We start from the raw sequence: 18,703 nt of genomic DNA, 5'->3' as shown, positions 1-18,703 counted from the left end.
ACTTGAAAGTGAAGCGCCAGATTATTTGATCTTGGCTTCCTTGAACTCGACATGCTTTTTTGCAACCGGGTCATATTTCCGGAACGTCATCTTTTCAGTGATATTGCGCGGGTTCTTCTTGGTAACATAGAAGAAGCCGGTATCGGCGGTGCTGACGAGCTTGATTTTAACGGTGGCTGGTTTGGCCATGATCTAAAGTCCTCAAAGAAATATTCTGTTTCATCGTCTCGGGGTGTTTGTGTGTCGGCCAAGATTGGCCCTGAACAAAACCGCTACCGATTCGACGTAATGTTTCCGCGAGGCGCTACGGCACATCGCATCCGAACGGCGCTCTCTATGGTTTTTGGCGCGAAAGTCAAGCCCGGAAAGGCATTTTCGGTAAGTCTTGCGCGGCATTAGAGGCGCGCCAATGCCGTGAGTACATAAGTGAAAAATACGGTCACTCTAAGTGGAATAATTGCCGGCTCTGTCCTCTCAAAAACGCACCCGGAGACCCTATATCCCATGCGTAGATGAGAACGGCCATCGCGCGGCGTGATGGCCAGGCTTTACAGGAGGCTATGATGGCGAACGATATTAGCAATTCCAAAGCGGCTCTGGCAGATTCTCTTAACGGTCTGCTGGCCGATTATTATGCACTGTTTCTGAAAACCAAGAATTTTCACTGGCATGTCAGCGGGCCGCATTTCCGCGATTATCATCTGATGCTTGATGAACAGGCGGCAGAGATATTGGCGATAACCGATGATGTTGCCGAACGGGTGCGAAAAAATGGCCATCGCTCACTGACTTCCATCGGCGATATCGTACGGCGGCAGACCATCACCGACAATGATGCCGATGCGGTTGATGCCAATGCCATGCTGAAAGAGCTGCGCGAGGATAATCTCACCATCGTTGCGCGGCTGCGTGAGGCCAAGGCGCTGGCTGGTGAGGCAGGCGACAATGCAACCGATGGTATTATTGATGACTGGACCGATCAGGCGGAAAAACGCGCATGGTTCCTTGCGGAATCTCTTGGATAGCTGGCCGGTTGGTAAAGATGTCAATACTTCATAAATCTGAAATGGGGAGACATATGGTCGGCTGGAGATAACCGCTGTAAACACCCATTTCAGATTATTTCATATTAGTAATCAAGTGTTTCAAATTTAGCACAGCCTCGTAAAACTGTCACGAAACTGCCTTTTAATCCGTATCGGACCTTGTTTCCTGTCCATTTTGGTGCGATCCAAAACGGGAGTAAGTGAAAACAAGGGAAGAATCATGACAAATTTGCGCACGACATGCGTCCGCGGTTTCCGCGCGGGCGCGGCAACGGCTGTATTGGCATCCATGCTGGCAGCGGCTCCGGCAATGGCTATTGTGCCAAATGAGACGACAGACAGTGACGCGATTGTTGATGAAGAAGGCGGGGTTAATGGCGTTGGTATTATTATTACCAACACACCCGGCGAGGGCGGTATTGGTATATGCACCGGTAGCCTTATCAATCCGCGCGCATTTCTTTTTGCCGCCCATTGCGTGAATGACCGACCTGCCAGCGATTATGATGGCGTTACCCAGCGTGCAGCGGTGGCTTTTGAGGTCGATGCTTTTCCGGGCCTGATTGACTGGTTCGGTACCAGTGCTTCCAACCCTGAACTATTTGTCTACAATATTAGCCAAATCCAATATGATCCCCGCTCGCTGCAAAATCCGCAGGCGCTTGGCTTTATCGAAGCGGATATTGCGATGGCCACGCTTGATACGCCTGCAACTGGTATCCCGACTTGGGCTCTGCTGTTCTCTACCCTGCCCGCGCCGGATGGAATCGATCCGGTTACAGGCACAGGCTATAACGTCAACATTACCGGTTATGGTCGCACGGGCACGGCTTTGGACGGTGATATCACTGGTATTGATTTCCGTCGTCGTGCTGCGGAGAATATTCTCGGCGGTTTTCTTTCTTTAGATGATCGTAACGATGCGGTTTTTGGTCCAGATGATCCATCCCTGCCGCAAAATCTTTACCAGATCGATTTTGACGCCCAAAACCCTGACGACTTTTTCTTCGATTTTAACGTCCATCAGGATGATGCGCGTCCTAATGAAGGCATTACGGCGCCAGGTGATTCTGGTGGCCCGTTGATCCTTGATGCGGCCAACAATGACATCACCGATGAAGACTTGGTACTTGGTGTCCTGTCTGGCGGCTCAAGCTTCTTTGGCGTCTCCAACATTCTCGGTACAACCAGCTTTTATCAACCGCTCTCGCTCTATTGGCAATATATCGCGGAGGTGAACCCTTATCGCTATGTAGGCACCAATGGCGGCGATGGTAATTGGGAAGACCCGGACCACTGGGTGACGCTGCTTGATCCTAATTACCGGATCATTGATGGCGATGGAAACATCGTTAATGGTGTTCCCACTACTCCGGAACTCGGCCTGAACGGTACTGAAGGCGATTGGGGTGGTATCTGTGTTGAAGGTATTTCGGCACCGGCCCTTGGACCTAATGAATGCGTTGATCTCGCTACCGGTGCGGTTACGACCCCGGATGGCGACCCGATTGATCCACCAGCCGCCGCACCCGCAACCGATATTTTCAATAATCGCGGTGAAGCGGAGATCGTTTTCGAAGGTGCCGACATCACTGTTTCTGAACCGGGCGCTGGTGCGATTACCGCAGACGGAGATGAGGACGCGGCGATATCAGGCTCTGTCACTTCGGTCACAGATATTGCCATTGCCGCCTCGACGGAACTTGCTGTTGAATCTGCCGAGAACGCTCCGCACAATGAAGGGGATGCCGAGACCACTCCGGAGCCTGAACCATTGCCTGACCCGACATTGGCAAATGGCTTGCCTGGCGCGACCGGCTTTGTTCCTGACAATATTGATCCCGATATCGCAAACAGCGTCAATGGCCGCTATTTCGATGTCACCCTGTCTGGAGCAGGCACGACGACGTTGAACAGTGAGGTAGAAATCGATCGCCTGACGATTATGGGTGAGGCTGGTCTCGATATAGCCGCCGAAGGGGATCTTTTCACTTGGTTGGGTGCTACCCAAATGGGTGGGTCGGTTAATGTCGATGGCAATTTGTCGATGATCAATGACTATAGCCTGTTTGCCGGCACCTTAAGCGGCACAGGAACAGTCGAGACCCCATTCCTGACAAATATGGCTGGCACCATCTCGCCCGGCGGTGATGGAACTATTGGTACCCTCACGATAGAAGGCAATGTCATCCTGGCATCAGGCAGCACATATGCGCTGGATGTTGACGCGGCAGGCAATTCTGATCTGATCCGGGTAGTCGCGCCAGAAGATGCCGAAGCAGGCACCAGCGGCAATCTTGATCTGGGCGGCAATGTCGCGATCAATCAAATTAGCGAATTCCTTTTCAACGATGGCGATACGTTCACCGTTGCGACTGCAGAAGGCGAGGTAACCAACAGTTTCAGCTCCGATTTTGGCAGCGCTGTGCTTGGAACCGATTTCGCGACGGTTACCGACGAGGAAACCGGCGTGACTTCCGTCAACCTGATCGTCAATGTCAACTCCTACGCCAGCGTTGTAGATCGTACCTCAGCGGTGCAGAACAGCTATGCGGCTCTGCTCGACCAGAACAGAGGCAATGGTTTGTCGCAATTTGGCGATATCTATCGCTTCACCGAGATGGCCGATGCGGCAACGCTTGGCGCAACGCTCGAAGGCTTGGCACCAGCGACGGAAACCACCAACCTCAGCATCGCCGAAATGATGCTGAACAGCATGACCGGTTTCTATCGCAACCGTCTTGCCTCCGCCTTTGATACAGACCGTGGCGGCACAGTGGCGATGAACAATTCGGCTATTCAACTGGCATCAGCGGCGTCCATGGGGCTGCCGACACAGGGTGCCTTTGCCGCAGTAACCGCTGCGCAGGATGCTGAAGAAACCGTGAATGAGAATTCCGGTCTGTCCTCGGACTTCGCGCTGTTCCTCTCTGGCGGCTTCCTGGTTGGTGAGGGTGTCGGTATGCCTGCAGCCATCACCACGCGCGATGACCAGTTTGATGGCTTCTTCCTTGCCGGCGGCCTGGAATATTTGCCTGATGCCAACAGCGTCTTCGGTATTTCACTGTCGTACAGCGATGTTGATGGCACCTCTCAGGGCGCACAGCAGGCCCAGGGCCAGATGCTGCAGGCCACTATCTACGGTGCCTATCGTACCAACTCGGGTATCACCTTTGATACCCAAATCGGTGTCGGTAATTATAGCGCAGAGACTCAACGTAATGTGGCCATTGGTGCCAACAGCTTCGATCTGAGAAGCGATGATGACAGCTTTGCCTATACCGCTGAAATCGGTGTGTCGAAGGACTTTGAAGCCAAAACGCTGGTCTTCCGCCCAAGAGCAGCCCTGAACTTCCAGTCGGTCAGCTTCACTGATCTGCAGGAAACTGGCGGCGCGCCGGCGCTGAATATTGATCGTGACGCGTTTGAAACGCTGCAGGGTCGTATTGGCGTCACAGCAACGACCAAGCCGGGCAACAGCTTCCGTCCATGGATTCGTGCGGATTATGTCCATGACTTCCTGGACCGCGATGCGACCTTTGGCGCCAATTTCGTTGGCGGTGTTGGTGGGCTCGCTCCCTTTGCCATCGCATCGGATGACAGCAACTGGGTCGAGGCCGGCGTTGGCATTAATTATGACACAGGCAATGTCACCATTGGGGTGTCTGCCGAGACCACTATTGGCCGTTCGGACTTCCAGAATCAGGCCTATTCGGGCAGCGTTCGTATCCGCTTCTGATCATCGATCAGACGCTATTGCAAACAATGGGGGCGTCCTTAGGGGCGCCCCTTTTTGCATGAATGACCATCTGCAAAAGGCACAGATATGTTCCGTTCCAAGCGCCAGCGTTGTTTCGGCAACAGAAACGAAAAGGGCCGCTGAAACATCAGCGGCCCCTGCGCATTCTTATATAGGATATCTCGTCGACGAGGTGCCTATTCGGTTTTGGCGACCAGATTGACCGCGGAATATTTGCCGCGGCGATCAACCTCAAGGTCGAAGTCGAGCCGGTCGCCTTCATTCAGGCCGTGCATGCCGGAGCGCTCTACGGCGGATATATGGACAAAGGCATCGGCCTCGCCATCGTCACGCTGGATAAAACCAAAGCCCTTCATCGAATTGAAGAACTTGACCGTACCGCTGGCGCGTTCGCCGGTGAGCTCTCGCTGAGGCGGGGCCGGTTTGGATTGTACCGGGATGACCTCGCCGTCAATCTCCAGATCGCTGGCGGAAACCTTGCCGCCGCGATCGATCAGAGTGAATTTGAGCTTCTGGCCCTCGGCAAGGCCTTCCAGCCCGGCGCGCTCGACCGCGCTGATATGGACGAAGACATCATCGCCGCCGCCATCGCGCTGAATAAAGCCAAAGCCCTTATTGCCGTTGAAGAATTTTACCGTGCCGCTGCCTTCGCCGACAACCTGGGCTGGCATGCCGCCGCCGCGACCACCGCCGCCACCGCCGCGATTAAAGCCGCCACCGCCTTGGTCACCGCCAAAGCCGCCACCGCCGCGTCGGTTGTCATAACCGCCGCCACCGCGACCACCGCCATTATTGTCAAAGCCGCCGCCCCGGTTATCAAAGCCACCGCCAAAATCACCAGGCGGGGGGAAGCCGTCAAAACTGTCTTCGCCAAATCCGTCCCGTTTGTCCCGGCCCCGGCCACGGCGCCCTCTATCAAAACCCATAATCTGTTCGTCACTTTCAAGTCCGCCCCAAGCATATCAAGCAAAAGTTCCGGGACGCCGGGAAGCCTTTACCTTAAGAGGGAAATACACCCTCAATTCATAACCTTATATCATCTCACATTGGATGAGCCGCTGATTCAGCCATAGAATCCCATGTGCATTATCAGCGTTTTGATTCTGTCTTTTCCGTGATTATTGTCTCTTAATGAACCCTTAAAGCCCTTCTCAGCGACTCTCTATACCGCAAAAAACCCTCTTCGGCGAATACTTTAACGAATCATTGTTGCAGTTTTGCTGCGTATTGCCTGACTAATGTTCCGGGCTTTTAGTCGATAGGCTGCTTCTATTGCTTGCCACGCTCTTGAGCGGCCCTGTTTTTCCTCGATTGGAACCTGGCGCTATGCCTGTTTCTGTCTGGGAGGCGAAACGCGTTATCCCCCAATTTTGTTGGCGGCATATCCCGTCACGCTTGCCAGCGGCGGGGCAATTGGGCAAGGGAACGCCATGGTCGATCTCGCTGCCACTTTCAGCATTTTTGCAGAGCCCGCCGCTTGGGCCGCATTGGCGGCGCTGATTGCCATGGAAGTGGTGCTCGGCATCGACAATCTGATCTTCATTTCGATCATCACCAACAAGCTGCCTGAAACCATCCGGCCAAGAGCGCGGGTTATCGGTATCAGCCTGGCTCTGGGCCTAAGGCTGGTGCTGCTTAGTCTGGTGTTCATTATCGTCCAGTTGACGACGCCGATCTTCTCGGCTTTCGGCCATGGCTTTTCCTGGCGCGATCTGATCCTGATTGCCGGTGGCCTGTTTCTGGTGTGGAAGGCAACCAAGGAAATCCACCATAATGTCGATTATGACCCGGCGATAGACGATATGGCCGAGGTACAGAACAAGGTGGAAATCGGTTTTGCCGCCGCGATCAGCCAGATCATCATGCTCGATCTGGTGTTCTCGCTGGACTCGATCATCACTGCCGTTGGCATGACCGATCATATCGTCATCATGGTGATTGCGGTGATTGTGGCAGTGACGGTGATGCTGGTCTCTGCCGGACCCTTGGCGCGGTTCCTCGAGCAGAACCCGACCGTGGTTATGCTGGCGCTGGCTTTTCTGTTTATGATTGGCGCCAGCCTGATAGCCGATGGCTTTGGCTTTCATGTACCGAAAGAAGTCATTTACGGCGCCATGGCGTTTTCGGCGCTGGTCGAATTTCTCAACATTTTGGCGCGCGATGCCCGGCGCAAAAAGCGCGGCATGGTGCCGCGCGCGGCGGGCGTACCGGACGAGATCAGCGCATCAGGAACAGAAAAAGAATAGCAACGGGGCGAACAACACATGGCAGTACATCTCCATCAGGAAGATATTCCGGCAGACGCTTTGGGCGAGGGCGCGCTGGCGGTTGATACCGAGACCATGGGCTTGATCACGCCTCGCGACCGACTGTGCCTGGTGCAGATCAGCGATGGCAGCGGCGATGAACATCTTGTCCGCTTTGCCCCTGACAGCGACTTTGCCGCACCCAATCTGAAAGCGGTTCTCGCCGACCCCAATCGCACCAAGCTCTATCATTTCGGTCGCTTTGATCTCGCTGCGATCAAATATTATCTTGGCGTCATGGCCGAACCGGTTTTCTGCACCAAAATCGCATCACGGTTGGTGCGCACCTATACGGATCGCCATGGCCTGAAAGAACTGGTGCGCGAGATGCTGGGCAAGGAGATTTCCAAGCAGCAGCAGTCAAGCGACTGGGGTGCACCGGAACTGAGTGACGCGCAATGCGACTATGCCGCCAGCGATGTACGCTTTCTGCATGATTTGCGCGACAAGCTGACCGAGCGGCTGGAGCGCGAGAAGCGGATGGATATCGCCCAGGCCTGTTTCGATTTTCTGCCGCATCGCGCCGAACTGGACATTATTGGCTGGCCGGAAATTGATATTTTCGCCCATAGTTAATATTTAGAGGCCGCGAGAGGCGTCGGCAATCCTGCTGCCCTCCGGGAAAGTCTATGACCCAAAGGGCAGAACAGCAAAGAAGCCAGCGCCAGCTTTTCGCCGCGCCGGGCAGCCGTCATGATACGATCGTGCGGCTGTTGCAGCGGGTGCTGCCCTTGGGCATCGGTGCGCTGGTTGCGTTTCTGGTCCTCGCACCCTTGGTACAGCGTTCAGAGCTCAGCTTTTTGCTCGACAAAGATACGGTAGAAATCGCCAATGAACGAATGCGGGTCACTGATGCGCTCTATCGCGGCAAGGACAGCAAGGGGCGGCCTTTCTCCCTCAAGGCAGGCAGGGCGGTGCAGCGTAGCTCAGATGTTCCGGTTGTCGAACTGGAAGACCTGACCGCGCGGATATTGCTGGCATCTGGGCCGGGGACACTTGATGCCAATGAGGGCAGCTATGACATGGAAGCCGAGACCGTCCGCATTGATGGCCCTATCCGCTTCAACGCCGCCAATGGCTATCGCATGATCACCCGTGACGTTGATGTTGATTTGAAAGAACGAACATTGCAAAGCCGGGGCGCGGTAAGTGGTCGCACGTCGGTGGGCACTTTTCGTGCTGATCAGCTCAGTGCTGATCTGGAACAAAGGACTGTGACACTGGTGGGCAATGCGTCGATGCGGATAGAGCAGGGGCAATTGAGATGAAGGACATGAAAATGCCTCGAACGAGCAAATGGCTCTTTGCCGGAGTTGCAGTGGCCTTAGCGGCGGTTGCCCTGACGGTCCCTGGTGATGGCCAAGCTCAGTCTCTGTTTACCCATAACAGCAACGCACCCGTGGATTTCGACGCCGCACGTATCGAGCTGCAGCAGCGGCAGGACCGCGTCGTCTTGAGCGGTGGTGTCGCGATCAATCAGGCGGGCCTAAACCTTCAAGCATCTCGGGTGACGGTGGCATTTCGCGATATTGGCAGCACCGATATCCAGCGTATCGATGCGCTGGGCGGTGTGACCGTCAGCAAGGGCGATACCAATGCACGCGGCCAGAGCGCGATCTATGATCTCGACCGGCGGATCATCACCATGATCGGCAATGTCCGCCTTAACCGTGCGGGCGACAGGCTGAATGGTGAGCGGCTGGTGATTGATTTGACCACAGGCCTGACCAGTATTGATGGCCGGGCATCGGGCGGTGGTGCCAATAATGTCAACAGCCGCAATGGCCGGGTCAGCGGCAGCTTCACCGTGCCGCAGCGCAACGATAGCAGCAATTAATCGGCAAAAAGCGTGTCATGCGTTAACAGGCATGAAACTTGCTTGCATTTATAGAATTAGGCTTGCAATGCGATTCCGTCAGGCAGATGATGGTGTAAAGCAAGAGCAGGACTAAAGATCTGGACCTTATGGACGACATAACCACAACTGCTGATGTCAGCCCTGCCGCTGTTGATGGCATGGCGTCTGCGCTGCACCCTGATGCCTTGGAGAATGGCCTTGCGGTGGTCTCTATTGCCAAGAGCTATGACCGCCGCCCGGTGCTGACCGATATTTCGCTGTCAGTGGCCAAGGGTGAAGTTGTTGGACTGCTCGGCCCCAATGGCGCGGGCAAGACCACCTGCTTCTATTCGATCATGGGTCTGGTGAAGCCTGATTCCGGGCGCATCGTGCTTGATGGCGAGAATATCACTGCATTGCCGATGTATCGCCGCGCGGTTCTCGGCCTTGGCTATCTGCCGCAGGAAACCTCGATCTTCCGCGGCATGACAGTTGAGCAGAATATCATGGCGGTGCTGGAAATGGCCGAGCCGGACAAGGCTGCGCGTGAGGCGGAACTGGATAAGCTGCTTGACGAATTCGGTCTGACCCGCTTGCGTGATGCTCCGGCTATGGCGCTTTCCGGTGGTGAGCGGCGGCGTTGTGAAATCGCCCGTGCACTGGCGGCCAATCCTTCGATAGTTCTGCTTGATGAACCCTTTGCCGGCATTGATCCGCTCTCGATCGCTGATATCCGCCAGCTGGTGCTGCAGCTCAAGGATCGTGGCATCGGCGTGTTGATCACCGATCATAATGTGCGCGAGACGCTGGATATCGTCGATCGTGCCTGCATCATCTATGATGGCCAGGTGCTGTTTTCCGGCTCCCCCGAAGCCTTGGTCAATGATGACAATGTGCGGCGGCTCTATCTCGGTGAGGGGTTTGCATTGTAACCATGCCATCGACCCGGCACGATTTGGAATATCTTACAGTAACCAAGCATAGAGCGGCGGTGCAGCCATGGCGCTAGGCCCCCGCCTCGACCTTCGGCAGAAACAGTCGCTGGTGATGACCCCGCAGATGCAGCAGGCGGTCAAGCTGCTGGCGCTGTCCAATCTGGAGATGGAGGGCTATCTCAACGAGGCGTTGGAGAAGAACCCGTTGCTGGAGAGCGAAGGCACCAGCGAGAAATCGCCATCATCTGAGGACGCATCAGAAGGCGATGCCACGATAAGTGACAGCGCAGAGAACGGCGCCGCAGATGCCGGTTTCGAGGATGCGCCTGCCCCTGACGGCGCCGATACGCTGATCGCTGCGGGGGCAGGAGAGGCCGATGCGCCGCTCGACAGCAACAGCGATACCGATGTGTTCCATCATGATTCCGCCGCCGATATGATGGGCAGCGCGGCACTGGGCGCGAGCGCGGTCTCTGGTGGTGGTGGCGAAGAAGGCCCGGACTGGGAGAATATGCTCGCCGAAAGCATCAGCCTGCATGACCATCTGCGCGCGCAGGTGGCGGCGGTGCTCAATGGCGAGGATATGCTGATCGCCGACCAGATTATCGGCCATATTGACGATAGTGGCTATCTCAAGGCGGATACGCTGGCCTTGGCGCATCAGCTGGGTGTCTCGGTGGATCATCTGGAAGATGTGCTGGCGGTGGTGCAGCAAAGCGATCCCAGCGGTGTTGGTGCGCGGTCTTTGAGTGAGTGCATCGCGATCCAGGCGCGCGAGGCGGACCGTTATGATCCGGCGATGGCGCGGTTGATCGACAATCTCGATCTGGTGGCGCGGCGCGATATTGCGCGTTTGAAGCGCCTGTGCCGGGTCGATGAGGAAGATATCATCGATATGATATCCGAACTGCGCGACTATGATCCTCGCCCGGGAGCCGCTTTTGCCGGGTCTGCTGCCGCGCCGGTAGTGCCTGATGTCTTTGTTAGGCCCAAACCCGGCGGTGCCGGATGGCATATCGAGATGAACCCGGCGACGCTGCCGCGCCTGCTGATCAACCGGCGTTATCATAGCGAGCTGAGCGAAGGGCTGCAGGACAAGGCGAGCAAGGCGTGGCTCAATGAATGTTTGAATGATGCCAGCTGGCTGATCCGCACGCTCGATCAGCGCCAGCGCACCATCACCAAGGTCGCGACCGAGATCGTCAAGCGCCAGGAAGGCTTTTTTCGCGAAGGTGTGGCGCATCTCAAGCCGCTTACCTTGCGGCAGGTCGCCGATGCGATCGAGATGCACGAGTCCACCATTAGCCGTGTGACCAGCAACAAATATTTGAACTGTGATCGCGGCACATTTGAGCTCAAATATTTCTTCACCACGGCGATCCAGTCCGCCGATGGCGGTGAAGCGGTGTCGTCCTCGGCGGTCAAAGATGCACTCAAGACACTGATCGACAATGAGGACCCGAAAAAGATCCTCTCCGATGATAAGCTGGTCGCGATGCTCAAGGATCAGGGTTATGACATCGCCCGCCGCACCGTGGCGAAATATCGCGAGGCGATGAATCTGGGTTCCTCAGTACAAAGACGCCGCGAAAAGGCGATGCTGGTGAAATAGGATCGTTCCCCTCCCCTTCAGGGGAGGGGCTAGGGGAGGGGACTATCCGCTTGCGCAGTGCTAGTTTGACAACCCCCTCTCCCAACCCTCTCCCCTAAAGGAGAGAGGGCTATTAGAGCGCCTCACAGGTGTGAACTTTGTGAACTTAGCGCGGCAAAAGCCCTGCTAAAAATCAATCGCCATGCCCTTGGACTCCCAGTCGCCATAGCGGGTCGGGCCATTGGCATGCGCTTCCTTCGCTTCCGGGCTGATCGCCTCAGGCTCTGGCGCGGAGTCCGCCTTCCAGTGCTTGGGCGGGCTGACATTGTCGGGCCGTTTGCGGGCCGGGGTCACCGTTTGTGCCAGTGCCGCTTTGCTGTCCTGATTGGCCATCGCCCTTGCTCCTGTTGCGATTGAAAAACTGCGTTTCGCTGCACATATTATGGGTAAGGATGCAGATCAGGCCAAGCCTTTTCGCAAGTTTACTGGCCGATCCGCCCGCAAAAGCGTATGCAGTGGCGGCAAAGGCTGTCATTGCCAACTATGGGAAAGACGTGATGAACCAGATGAAGACAATGATGCTGCTGGCGGCGCTGACCGCGCTGTTTATGGCGCTGGGCTATACGCTGGGCGGCGCAGGTGGCGCTATGATCGCGCTGGTCGTGGCGGCGGGTATGAACCTGTTCACCTTCTGGAATGCCGACAAGATTGTCCTGCGCATGCACAATGCGATTGAAGTCGATGCCCAGAGCCATCCTGACTTTTACAATATGGTCGCCAATTTGGCGCGCAATGCCGATATGCCCATGCCTAAAGTCTATCTGATGGACACGCCGCATCCCAATGCTTTTGCCACCGGTCGCAATCCGGAAAATGCTGCTGTTGCCGCCACCACCGGCCTGTTGCGGATGCTCAACAAGGATGAAGTCGAAGGCGTGATGGCGCATGAGCTGGCGCATGTGAAAAACCGCGATACGCTGATCATGACCATGGTGGCGACGATTGCCGGTGCAATTTCCATGCTCGCCAATTTCGGCATGTTCTTCCGGGATCGCAATGCCGGAATTGCCGGGTTACTGGCGGTGTTGGTCGCGCCTTTTGCCGCGATGATCGTGCAAATGGCGATCAGCCGGACCCGCGAATTTGGCGCTGACAAGGGCGGGGCAGAGATTAGCGGCAAGCCAATGGCGCTGGCCTCTGCGCTGGCCAAGATTTCCGGCCAAGCTGAGCAGATCCCCAATCCGGTGAGCGAACGCAACCCGGCAGCGGCACAGCTTTACATCGTGCCCGCTGGCGTGCGCAGCCTGTTCTCGACCCACCCCGATACCGGCGACCGCATCGAAGCGCTGCAGCAGATTGCCGCCGATATGGGTCAGGGGTCCGGCGGTTTTGGCGGCACGCCAGAGCGCAGTCAGGGCCGCGCCAGTGCGCTCAATCCCACCGGTCGCCGCTGATATCCTCCCCGGTACGGGGAGGGGAACCAGCGTAGCTGGTGGAGGGGCACAAGCAGCATGGTCTGCTACTGAGGCAACGCGCTAAGCTACCAAAACCATGAAACGAGATAGTGGATTATCACGAGTTATGTATCCTGCCGAAGATGCCCCTCCACCGTCTTCGACGGTTCCCCTCCCCCGAGGGGCAGGATCTAGCCTATGACCGATATTGCCGGATTAGCCACGCGCCGAGCCGCGCTGACCATGCTCGATGCGGTACTGCGCCGGGGCGATGCGCTGGACCAAGTGGAAGCGCGCGCCTGTCGCCATCTCGAACTACCCGAAGACAAAGCCATGGCGCGCGCCATCGCGGCGGAAACGCTGCGCCATATGGTTGATCTCGATGCGTTGATTGATGCGCGCACCCGCCAGCCCTTGGCCGACGATGCCAAGGCACGCACGGTGCTGCGGATGATGCTGGCACAGGCGCTTGTCCTCAAAACCCCGGCCCATGCTGTCGTCGCGACGGGCCTCGAACTGCTCAGCGGCGGCCCAAGGCGACTGGCGCATGGCGTATTTGGCGCGCTGATGCGTGGCGATCCGGCATTGCCGGAGAAACCTACATTGCCGGAAACGGTGGCGCAGCGTTGGCGAGACCATTGGGGCGATGCGATGGTCGAAGCTGCCAGCATCGGCCTCGCCAAAGCGCCGCCTATCGATATCACGCTTCGCGATCCTGAAACTGCGGCGCATCCGGGCGGCACCGAGCTGATTCCTGGCCATATTCGTCTCAGCGAAAGCGGACCGGTCCCCGCCATGCCCGGCTATGCCGAAGGCGCATGGTGGGTGCAGAATATCTCCGCAGCCTTGCCCGCCCGCCTGTTAGGCAATGGCGCGGGTCGCAGCGTCTATGATCTCTGCGCCGCGCCCGGTGGCAAGACAATGCAACTGGCCGTGAAGGGATGGCAGGTCACGGCGCTTGATCTCTCGGAAAAACGCAATCGCCGCCTGTCGGAAAATCTCGAGCGTACTGGGCTTGCCGCCAACATCATCACCATGGATGCGCTGCGCTGGCAGCCCGAGGCACAGGCCGATGCGGTGCTGCTCGATGCCCCCTGTACAGCCACCGGTATTTTCCGACGCCATCCCGATGTGCTCCATCGCATAAGCGAACGCGATATTGCAGATCGCGCCCAACTACAGGCCAAGATGCTTGAGCAGGCAGCCGCTTGGTTAAAACCCGGCGGACATCTGCTCTATGCCGTGTGCTCTCTGGAACCCGAAGAAGGCGAAGCACAGATTGGGCAGTTTCTCGACGCCCATAGCGATTTTCTGATCAATGCGGTGACACCCGATGAGCTTCCCGATGGCCTGTCTCCGACTGATGAGGGATATGTCCGCATCTTGCCACATCATCTGGCGGAGCTTGGCGGGATGGATGGTTTCTTTATCGCCCGGATGCAGCGAGAAAACTGACTTATTTGTGGACAGAAAGCGCGCGCGCGGTTGCGCATGTCGGGGGTGAAAGTTACCTGACGATATGGCCCGCACCCCGCTTATTTCGCCCTCAATTCTCTCGGCTGATTTCGCCCATCTGGGTGAGGAAATCCGCGCCATAGATGAAGCCGGATGCGACTGGATTCATGTCGATGTGATGGACGGGCATTTCGTGCCCAATATCACCATCGGCCCGGCGGTCGTCAAAGCGCTTCGCCCGCACACAGATAAGCCGTTCGATGTGCATCTGATGATCTCGCCGGTCGATGCCTATCTCGATGCCTTTGCCGATGCCGGCGCGGATATCATTACGGTGCATCCCGAGGCCGGACCGCATATTCACCGCACATTGCAGCATATCCGTTCGCTGGGTAAAAAAGCAGGCGTTGTGCTCAACCCCGGCACGTCGGAAAGCGCGCTCGATTATATTATTGATGATGTCGATCTGGTGCTGGTGATGAGCGTTAATCCCGGCTTTGGCGGGCAGAGCTTTATCGATAGCCAATTGCGCAAGATCGAAGCGATCCGCAAGCGCATCGATGCGACAGGGCGGGATATTCATCTCGAAGTGGATGGCGGCGTTGATGCCAAAACCGCACCGCTTTGTGTCGATGCGGGTGCCGATGTGCTGGTGGCGGGAACCGCAACCTTCCGGGGCGGGCCGGATCATTATGCCACCAATATCAAAGCATTGAGGGGCGAATGAACGCAGACCCGAGCGCCAACCTGACCAAGAAGCCGATCGCTGCCGATCAGGCTTCGGACATAGCACTGCCCTTGGGGGCTGTGGAGGCGCGGCCTGATCTGATCCTTGAGGCCGGGCAATCTGAGGGCGGTAATACGGAGATCTGTGCGGCCGAGGCTGAAGAGCCAGCCAGTGCGGCACAGCCGGCGGAGCAACTCACCGACCGCGCGCTGGTTATCCGTGCCGACAATGAGAAAGGCCTGTCGCTCTCTGAACGGCTGATCAATGGCGTCTATCGCCTGACATGGCGAACCCCGTTGCACAAATTACGGCTCCGCGCCGCTGCGCCCTTGCGCCTACAGATGGTGCCGGATGATCCCATTCTCGGCAATGCGACACGCGGCACTGCTATCCGCGCCGGGCATTTCCGTTATCTTGGTCTGGAACAGCCGGCAAAAGACTATGATTTCAATGCCGCGAAATGGCCCGAGGGGTTTCAGGATTATCTCCACGGCTTTGGCTGGCTGCGCGATCTGGCGGCGGCAGCGCCGCGCGAAAAGGTCCGTTCGCTTGCCGAACGGCTGTTGCAGCAATGGCTGGCCAATCATGGCGAGAACGTAAAAGTCCCGGCCTGGCGACCGGATATTGCTGCATGGCGGCTGATGAATTGCGCCGCGTATGCACCGCTGATTATGGGCGGGCGTGACAAGACGCATCGCAAGCGGGTGCTGACGCAATTGGCAGTCACCGCACGGCATCTCGACCGCACCGCCAATAAGGCAGAGCCCGGCATCAGGCGCCTGACCGCGTGGGCGGGAGTGGTCGCAGCCTCGCTTTTGCTGCCCGATGGCCATCCGCGCCGCGTCTATGGCGAGGCCGGGCTGCGCCGGGCGATGCTGACCACCTTTGGTGCCGATGGCGGGGTGTTTTCGCGCGCGCCCATGGACCAGTTTCAGGCGATAGCGGTGCTGTCGCTGCTGCGCTCGCTTTATGAGCAGAGCGAAGATGCCGATCTGCCCGATGCCATTTATGAGGCGCTGGATATGGCGATGGCGGCGTTTCAGGGCGTCACTCATGATGATGGCAGCATGGCCGGATGGCAGGGCGCGCCCGCGCTCAATGTCGAGATGCTGGAGCATCTGGTGCAGGCCAGCGGCACCATTGCCCGTCCGCTCAGACAGGCGCGCTATTGGGGCTATCAGCGGATCACCGCCGGACGCACCGTGGTGCTGGCCGATGCCGGGCCGCCGCCCATTGCCCGCCATGCCGCGACCGGCTGCGCCTCGACCTTGGCGTTCGAGATGTCGAGCAATGGCCAGCGGATTATCACCAGTTGCGGCGGTGCGTCGGCTGAAGGCGCAATGCTGACCGAAGATGTTTGTCAGGGCCTGCGCGCAACCGCGGCCCATTCAACGCTGTGCCTTGATGATCTCAACAGCACCGCGATCCTGCCCAAAGGAAAGCTTGGCAAGGGCGTGAATGAGGTGGAGCTGGAGCGGCGCGAGATTGATGCCGCGACCCGGCTGGAGATGAGCCATGATGGCTATGTCCGTCGTCACGGTTTGATCCATCGGCGCGCACTGGTGCTGAAGGCGGACGGCAGCGAGTTGCGCGGCGAGGATTTGCTGCTGCCATCGGCGCAAAGTGCCAAGGCGCGCAAGGCTGGGTTTGACAGCCTGCCGCTCGCTATCCGTTTTCATCTTGGTCAGCATGTCGAGGCGCATTGCACCGAAGATGCCCAGGGTGCGATCATGCGGCTCGATGATGGTCAATTGTGGCAGTTGAGGATCAATCAGGGCCAATTGACCGTCGAAGACAGCCTGTGGGTCAATGGCTATGGGCGGGCCAAAGCGACCAAGCAGGTCGTTCTGCATGGCGAAACCGGGCCAGGCGGCAGCAATTTTGCCTGGGCCCTGAAGAAAATGGGATAAGCCAGAGGAATAGCGCATGGACAGCATCACCATCAAACGGGCCTTGCTTTCAGTGTCCGACAAATCGGGTCTTGTCCCGCTCGGACAGCGGCTGGCCGCTGCCGGGGTAGAGCTGGTCTCCACCGGCGGCACCGCCAAGGCGCTGCGTGAGGCCGGGCTGGACGTGCGCGATGTTTCCGATCTCACCGGTTTCCCCGAGATGATGGATGGCCGGGTCAAAACGCTGCATCCGATGGTCCATGGCGGGCTGTTGGCGGTGCGCGATAATGCTGATCATGCCGGCGCGATGGAGGCGCATGGCATCGGCGCGATCGATCTGGTGGTGGTCAATCTCTACCCCTTCGCCCAGACGGCGGCGAGCGGCGCAGAAAGGCCCGAGATTATCGAGAATATCGATATTGGTGGGCCGAGCATGGTGCGCTCTGCGGCGAAGAACCATGCCTATGTCACCATCGTCACCGACCCGGCAGATTATGACATGCTGATCGCCGAGCTCGACAATGGCGACAATGCGACCACGCTGGAATTTCGCAAACGCATGGCGGCCAAGGCGTTCTCCGCGACTGCAACCTATGACAGCATGATTGCCAGCTGGTTCGGATTTGCCGACCAAGGCGAGCAATTCCCTGAAACCCTGCCGATGGTGGCAAAGCGCGGTGATACGCTGCGCTATGGCGAGAACCCGCATCAGGCCGCCGCGCTCTATCTTCCCAGCGGTCCGGCGGCGGGCGGGATTGCCCAGGCCGAACAGCTTCAAGGCAAGGCGCTGAGCTATAACAATTACAATGATGCTGATGCGGCGCTGGAGCTGGTCGCCGAATTTGCCGACGGCCCGCCGACAGTGGTTATCGTCAAACATGCCAACCCCTGCGGTGTGGCGACGGGCGAGACATTGCTCGACGCCTATAACAAGGCATTGGCGTGCGACAGTGTCTCGGCCTTTGGCGGTATTGTCGCCTGCAACCGTCCACTGGATGCGGCGACGGCCGAGGCGATCACCAGCATTTTCACCGAGGTTGTCTGCGCCCCTGACGCCGATGATCCCGCGCGCGCGGTATTTGCCGCAAAGAAAAATCTGCGACTGCTGCTGACCGGCGATCTGCCCGATGCCAAGCGGCCGGGGATTATGGCCAAAACCATAGCCGGGGGCTGGCTGATCCAGAGCCGCGACAACGGCGCGGTGGCTGAGGATGATCTCAAAGTCGTTACCAAACGCGCGCCAAGTGAGCAGGAGCTGAAAGACTGTCTCTTCGCCTGGACCGTCGCCAAGCACGTTAAATCCAACGCCATTGTTTACGCTAAAGACGGCCAGACTGCAGGCATTGGCGCGGGCCAGATGAACCGCCGCGACAGCGCACGCATCGCCTTTGCCAAGGCTCAGGAAGCCGCCGAGACGCAAGGCTGGGCCGAGCCGCTGACCAAAGGTTCAGCAGTGGCTTCGGATGCGTTCTTCCCGTTCGCTGACGGCCTGATGGCGGCAGTCGAGGCTGGGGCGAGTGCAGTAATTCAACCGGGCGGCTCAATCCGCGATGACGAGGTGATCGCCGCTGCCGATGAGGCAGGGCTGGCCATGGTCTTTACCGGGATGCGACACTTCCGGCATTGACTGTCCGATAAACCCGTTCGTGTCGAGCGAAGTCGAGACACTTTACTTGCCGTCTCTCGACTACGCTCGACACGAA

16 protein-coding genes are annotated in these 18,703 nt (G+C 57.7%); 13 read left to right on the top strand and 3 right to left on the bottom strand.

Going from position 1 to position 18,703, the window contains the following annotated elements; genetic code table 11:
• Positions 1 to 21: 21 nt before the first annotated feature.
• The gene (rpmG, locus tag RB602_RS00240; RefSeq protein ID WP_317081860.1) at positions 22 to 189 is read right to left on the bottom strand and encodes a 50S ribosomal protein L33; all 168 of its coding nucleotides are present in this window, start codon (positions 187 to 189) and stop codon (positions 22 to 24) included.
• Between the two features lie 371 nt (positions 190 to 560).
• On the opposite strand from rpmG, the gene RB602_RS00235 reads away from it, so the two are divergent.
• Both RB602_RS00235 and RB602_RS00230 read left to right on the top strand, forming a co-directional pair.
• Positions 561 to 1,025, top strand: a complete 465-nt coding sequence (locus RB602_RS00235) for a Dps family protein (protein ID WP_317084594.1) — start codon at positions 561 to 563, stop codon at positions 1,023 to 1,025.
• 241 nt (positions 1,026 to 1,266) lie between these two features.
• The gene (locus RB602_RS00230) at positions 1,267 to 4,785 is read left to right on the top strand and encodes an autotransporter domain-containing protein (RefSeq protein ID WP_317081858.1); all 3,519 of its coding nucleotides are present in this window, start codon (positions 1,267 to 1,269) and stop codon (positions 4,783 to 4,785) included.
• A gap of 197 nt (positions 4,786 to 4,982) precedes the next feature.
• Here the strand turns inward: RB602_RS00230 and RB602_RS00225 are convergent, their stop codons facing one another.
• Entirely contained in the window at positions 4,983 to 5,732 is a 750-nt protein-coding gene (locus tag RB602_RS00225; protein WP_317081855.1) for a cold-shock protein, read from the bottom strand.
• A 504-nt stretch (positions 5,733 to 6,236) separates the two neighbouring features.
• Between RB602_RS00225 and RB602_RS00220 the strand changes: the two genes are divergently transcribed.
• The 6 genes from RB602_RS00220 (at position 6,237) to rpoN (ending at position 11,496) form a co-directional block, all read left to right on the top strand.
• The gene (locus tag RB602_RS00220; RefSeq protein ID WP_317081853.1) at positions 6,237 to 7,052 is read left to right on the top strand and encodes a TerC family protein; all 816 of its coding nucleotides are present in this window, start codon (positions 6,237 to 6,239) and stop codon (positions 7,050 to 7,052) included.
• Between the two features lie 18 nt (positions 7,053 to 7,070).
• Positions 7,071 to 7,688, top strand: coding sequence for a ribonuclease D (locus RB602_RS00215; protein WP_317081850.1), 618 nt, complete (start codon positions 7,071 to 7,073; stop codon positions 7,686 to 7,688).
• A 53-nt stretch (positions 7,689 to 7,741) separates the two neighbouring features.
• Positions 7,742 to 8,380 (top strand): LPS export ABC transporter periplasmic protein LptC, encoded by a 639-nt coding sequence (locus RB602_RS00210; protein WP_317081849.1) that lies wholly within the window; start codon positions 7,742 to 7,744, stop codon positions 8,378 to 8,380.
• A gap of 11 nt (positions 8,381 to 8,391) precedes the next feature.
• On the top strand, positions 8,392 to 8,949 hold the full coding sequence (locus RB602_RS00205) for an LptA/OstA family protein (protein WP_317081848.1): 558 nt from the start codon (positions 8,392 to 8,394) through the stop codon (positions 8,947 to 8,949).
• A gap of 179 nt (positions 8,950 to 9,128) precedes the next feature.
• Positions 9,129 to 9,881: an LPS export ABC transporter ATP-binding protein gene (lptB, locus tag RB602_RS00200; RefSeq protein WP_317084592.1), complete on the top strand. Its 753-nt coding sequence runs from the start codon at positions 9,129 to 9,131 to the stop codon at positions 9,879 to 9,881.
• Positions 9,882 to 9,948: 67 nt separating this feature from the next.
• Positions 9,949 to 11,496, top strand: coding sequence for an RNA polymerase factor sigma-54 (gene rpoN, locus RB602_RS00195; protein WP_317081846.1), 1,548 nt, complete (start codon positions 9,949 to 9,951; stop codon positions 11,494 to 11,496).
• A gap of 165 nt (positions 11,497 to 11,661) precedes the next feature.
• Here rpoN and RB602_RS00190 read toward each other — a convergent pair whose 3' ends face one another.
• Positions 11,662 to 11,868 carry a DUF1674 domain-containing protein gene (locus RB602_RS00190; RefSeq protein ID WP_317081844.1) on the bottom strand — a complete coding sequence of 69 codons (207 nt, stop codon included), beginning with the start codon at positions 11,866 to 11,868 and terminating at the stop codon, positions 11,662 to 11,664.
• Between the two features lie 164 nt (positions 11,869 to 12,032).
• Between RB602_RS00190 and htpX the strand changes: the two genes are divergently transcribed.
• From htpX to purH, 5 genes are all read left to right on the top strand, one after another.
• On the top strand, positions 12,033 to 12,929 hold the full coding sequence (gene htpX, locus RB602_RS00185; protein ID WP_317081842.1) for a zinc metalloprotease HtpX: 897 nt from the start codon (positions 12,033 to 12,035) through the stop codon (positions 12,927 to 12,929).
• Positions 12,930 to 13,127: 198 nt separating this feature from the next.
• Positions 13,128 to 14,384, top strand: coding sequence for an RsmB/NOP family class I SAM-dependent RNA methyltransferase (locus RB602_RS00180; RefSeq protein ID WP_317081840.1), 1,257 nt, complete (start codon positions 13,128 to 13,130; stop codon positions 14,382 to 14,384).
• A gap of 64 nt (positions 14,385 to 14,448) precedes the next feature.
• Positions 14,449 to 15,111: a ribulose-phosphate 3-epimerase gene (gene rpe, locus RB602_RS00175; protein ID WP_317081838.1), complete on the top strand. Its 663-nt coding sequence runs from the start codon at positions 14,449 to 14,451 to the stop codon at positions 15,109 to 15,111.
• The gene (locus RB602_RS00170) at positions 15,108 to 17,021 is read left to right on the top strand and encodes a heparinase II/III family protein (protein ID WP_317081836.1); all 1,914 of its coding nucleotides are present in this window, start codon (positions 15,108 to 15,110) and stop codon (positions 17,019 to 17,021) included. The genes rpe and RB602_RS00170 overlap by 4 nt, the downstream gene beginning before the upstream one ends.
• Positions 17,022 to 17,037: 16 nt before the next feature.
• Positions 17,038 to 18,627: a bifunctional phosphoribosylaminoimidazolecarboxamide formyltransferase/IMP cyclohydrolase gene (purH, locus tag RB602_RS00165; protein WP_317081833.1), complete on the top strand. Its 1,590-nt coding sequence runs from the start codon at positions 17,038 to 17,040 to the stop codon at positions 18,625 to 18,627.
• Positions 18,628 to 18,703: the final 76 nt, after the last annotated feature.

Origin of the sequence: Parasphingorhabdus sp. SCSIO 66989, assembly GCF_032852305.1 — a bacterium.
Taxonomy (GTDB): domain Bacteria; phylum Pseudomonadota; class Alphaproteobacteria; order Sphingomonadales; family Sphingomonadaceae; genus Alterisphingorhabdus; species Alterisphingorhabdus coralli.
This window is presented reverse-complemented; position numbering and strand designations above follow the sequence as displayed.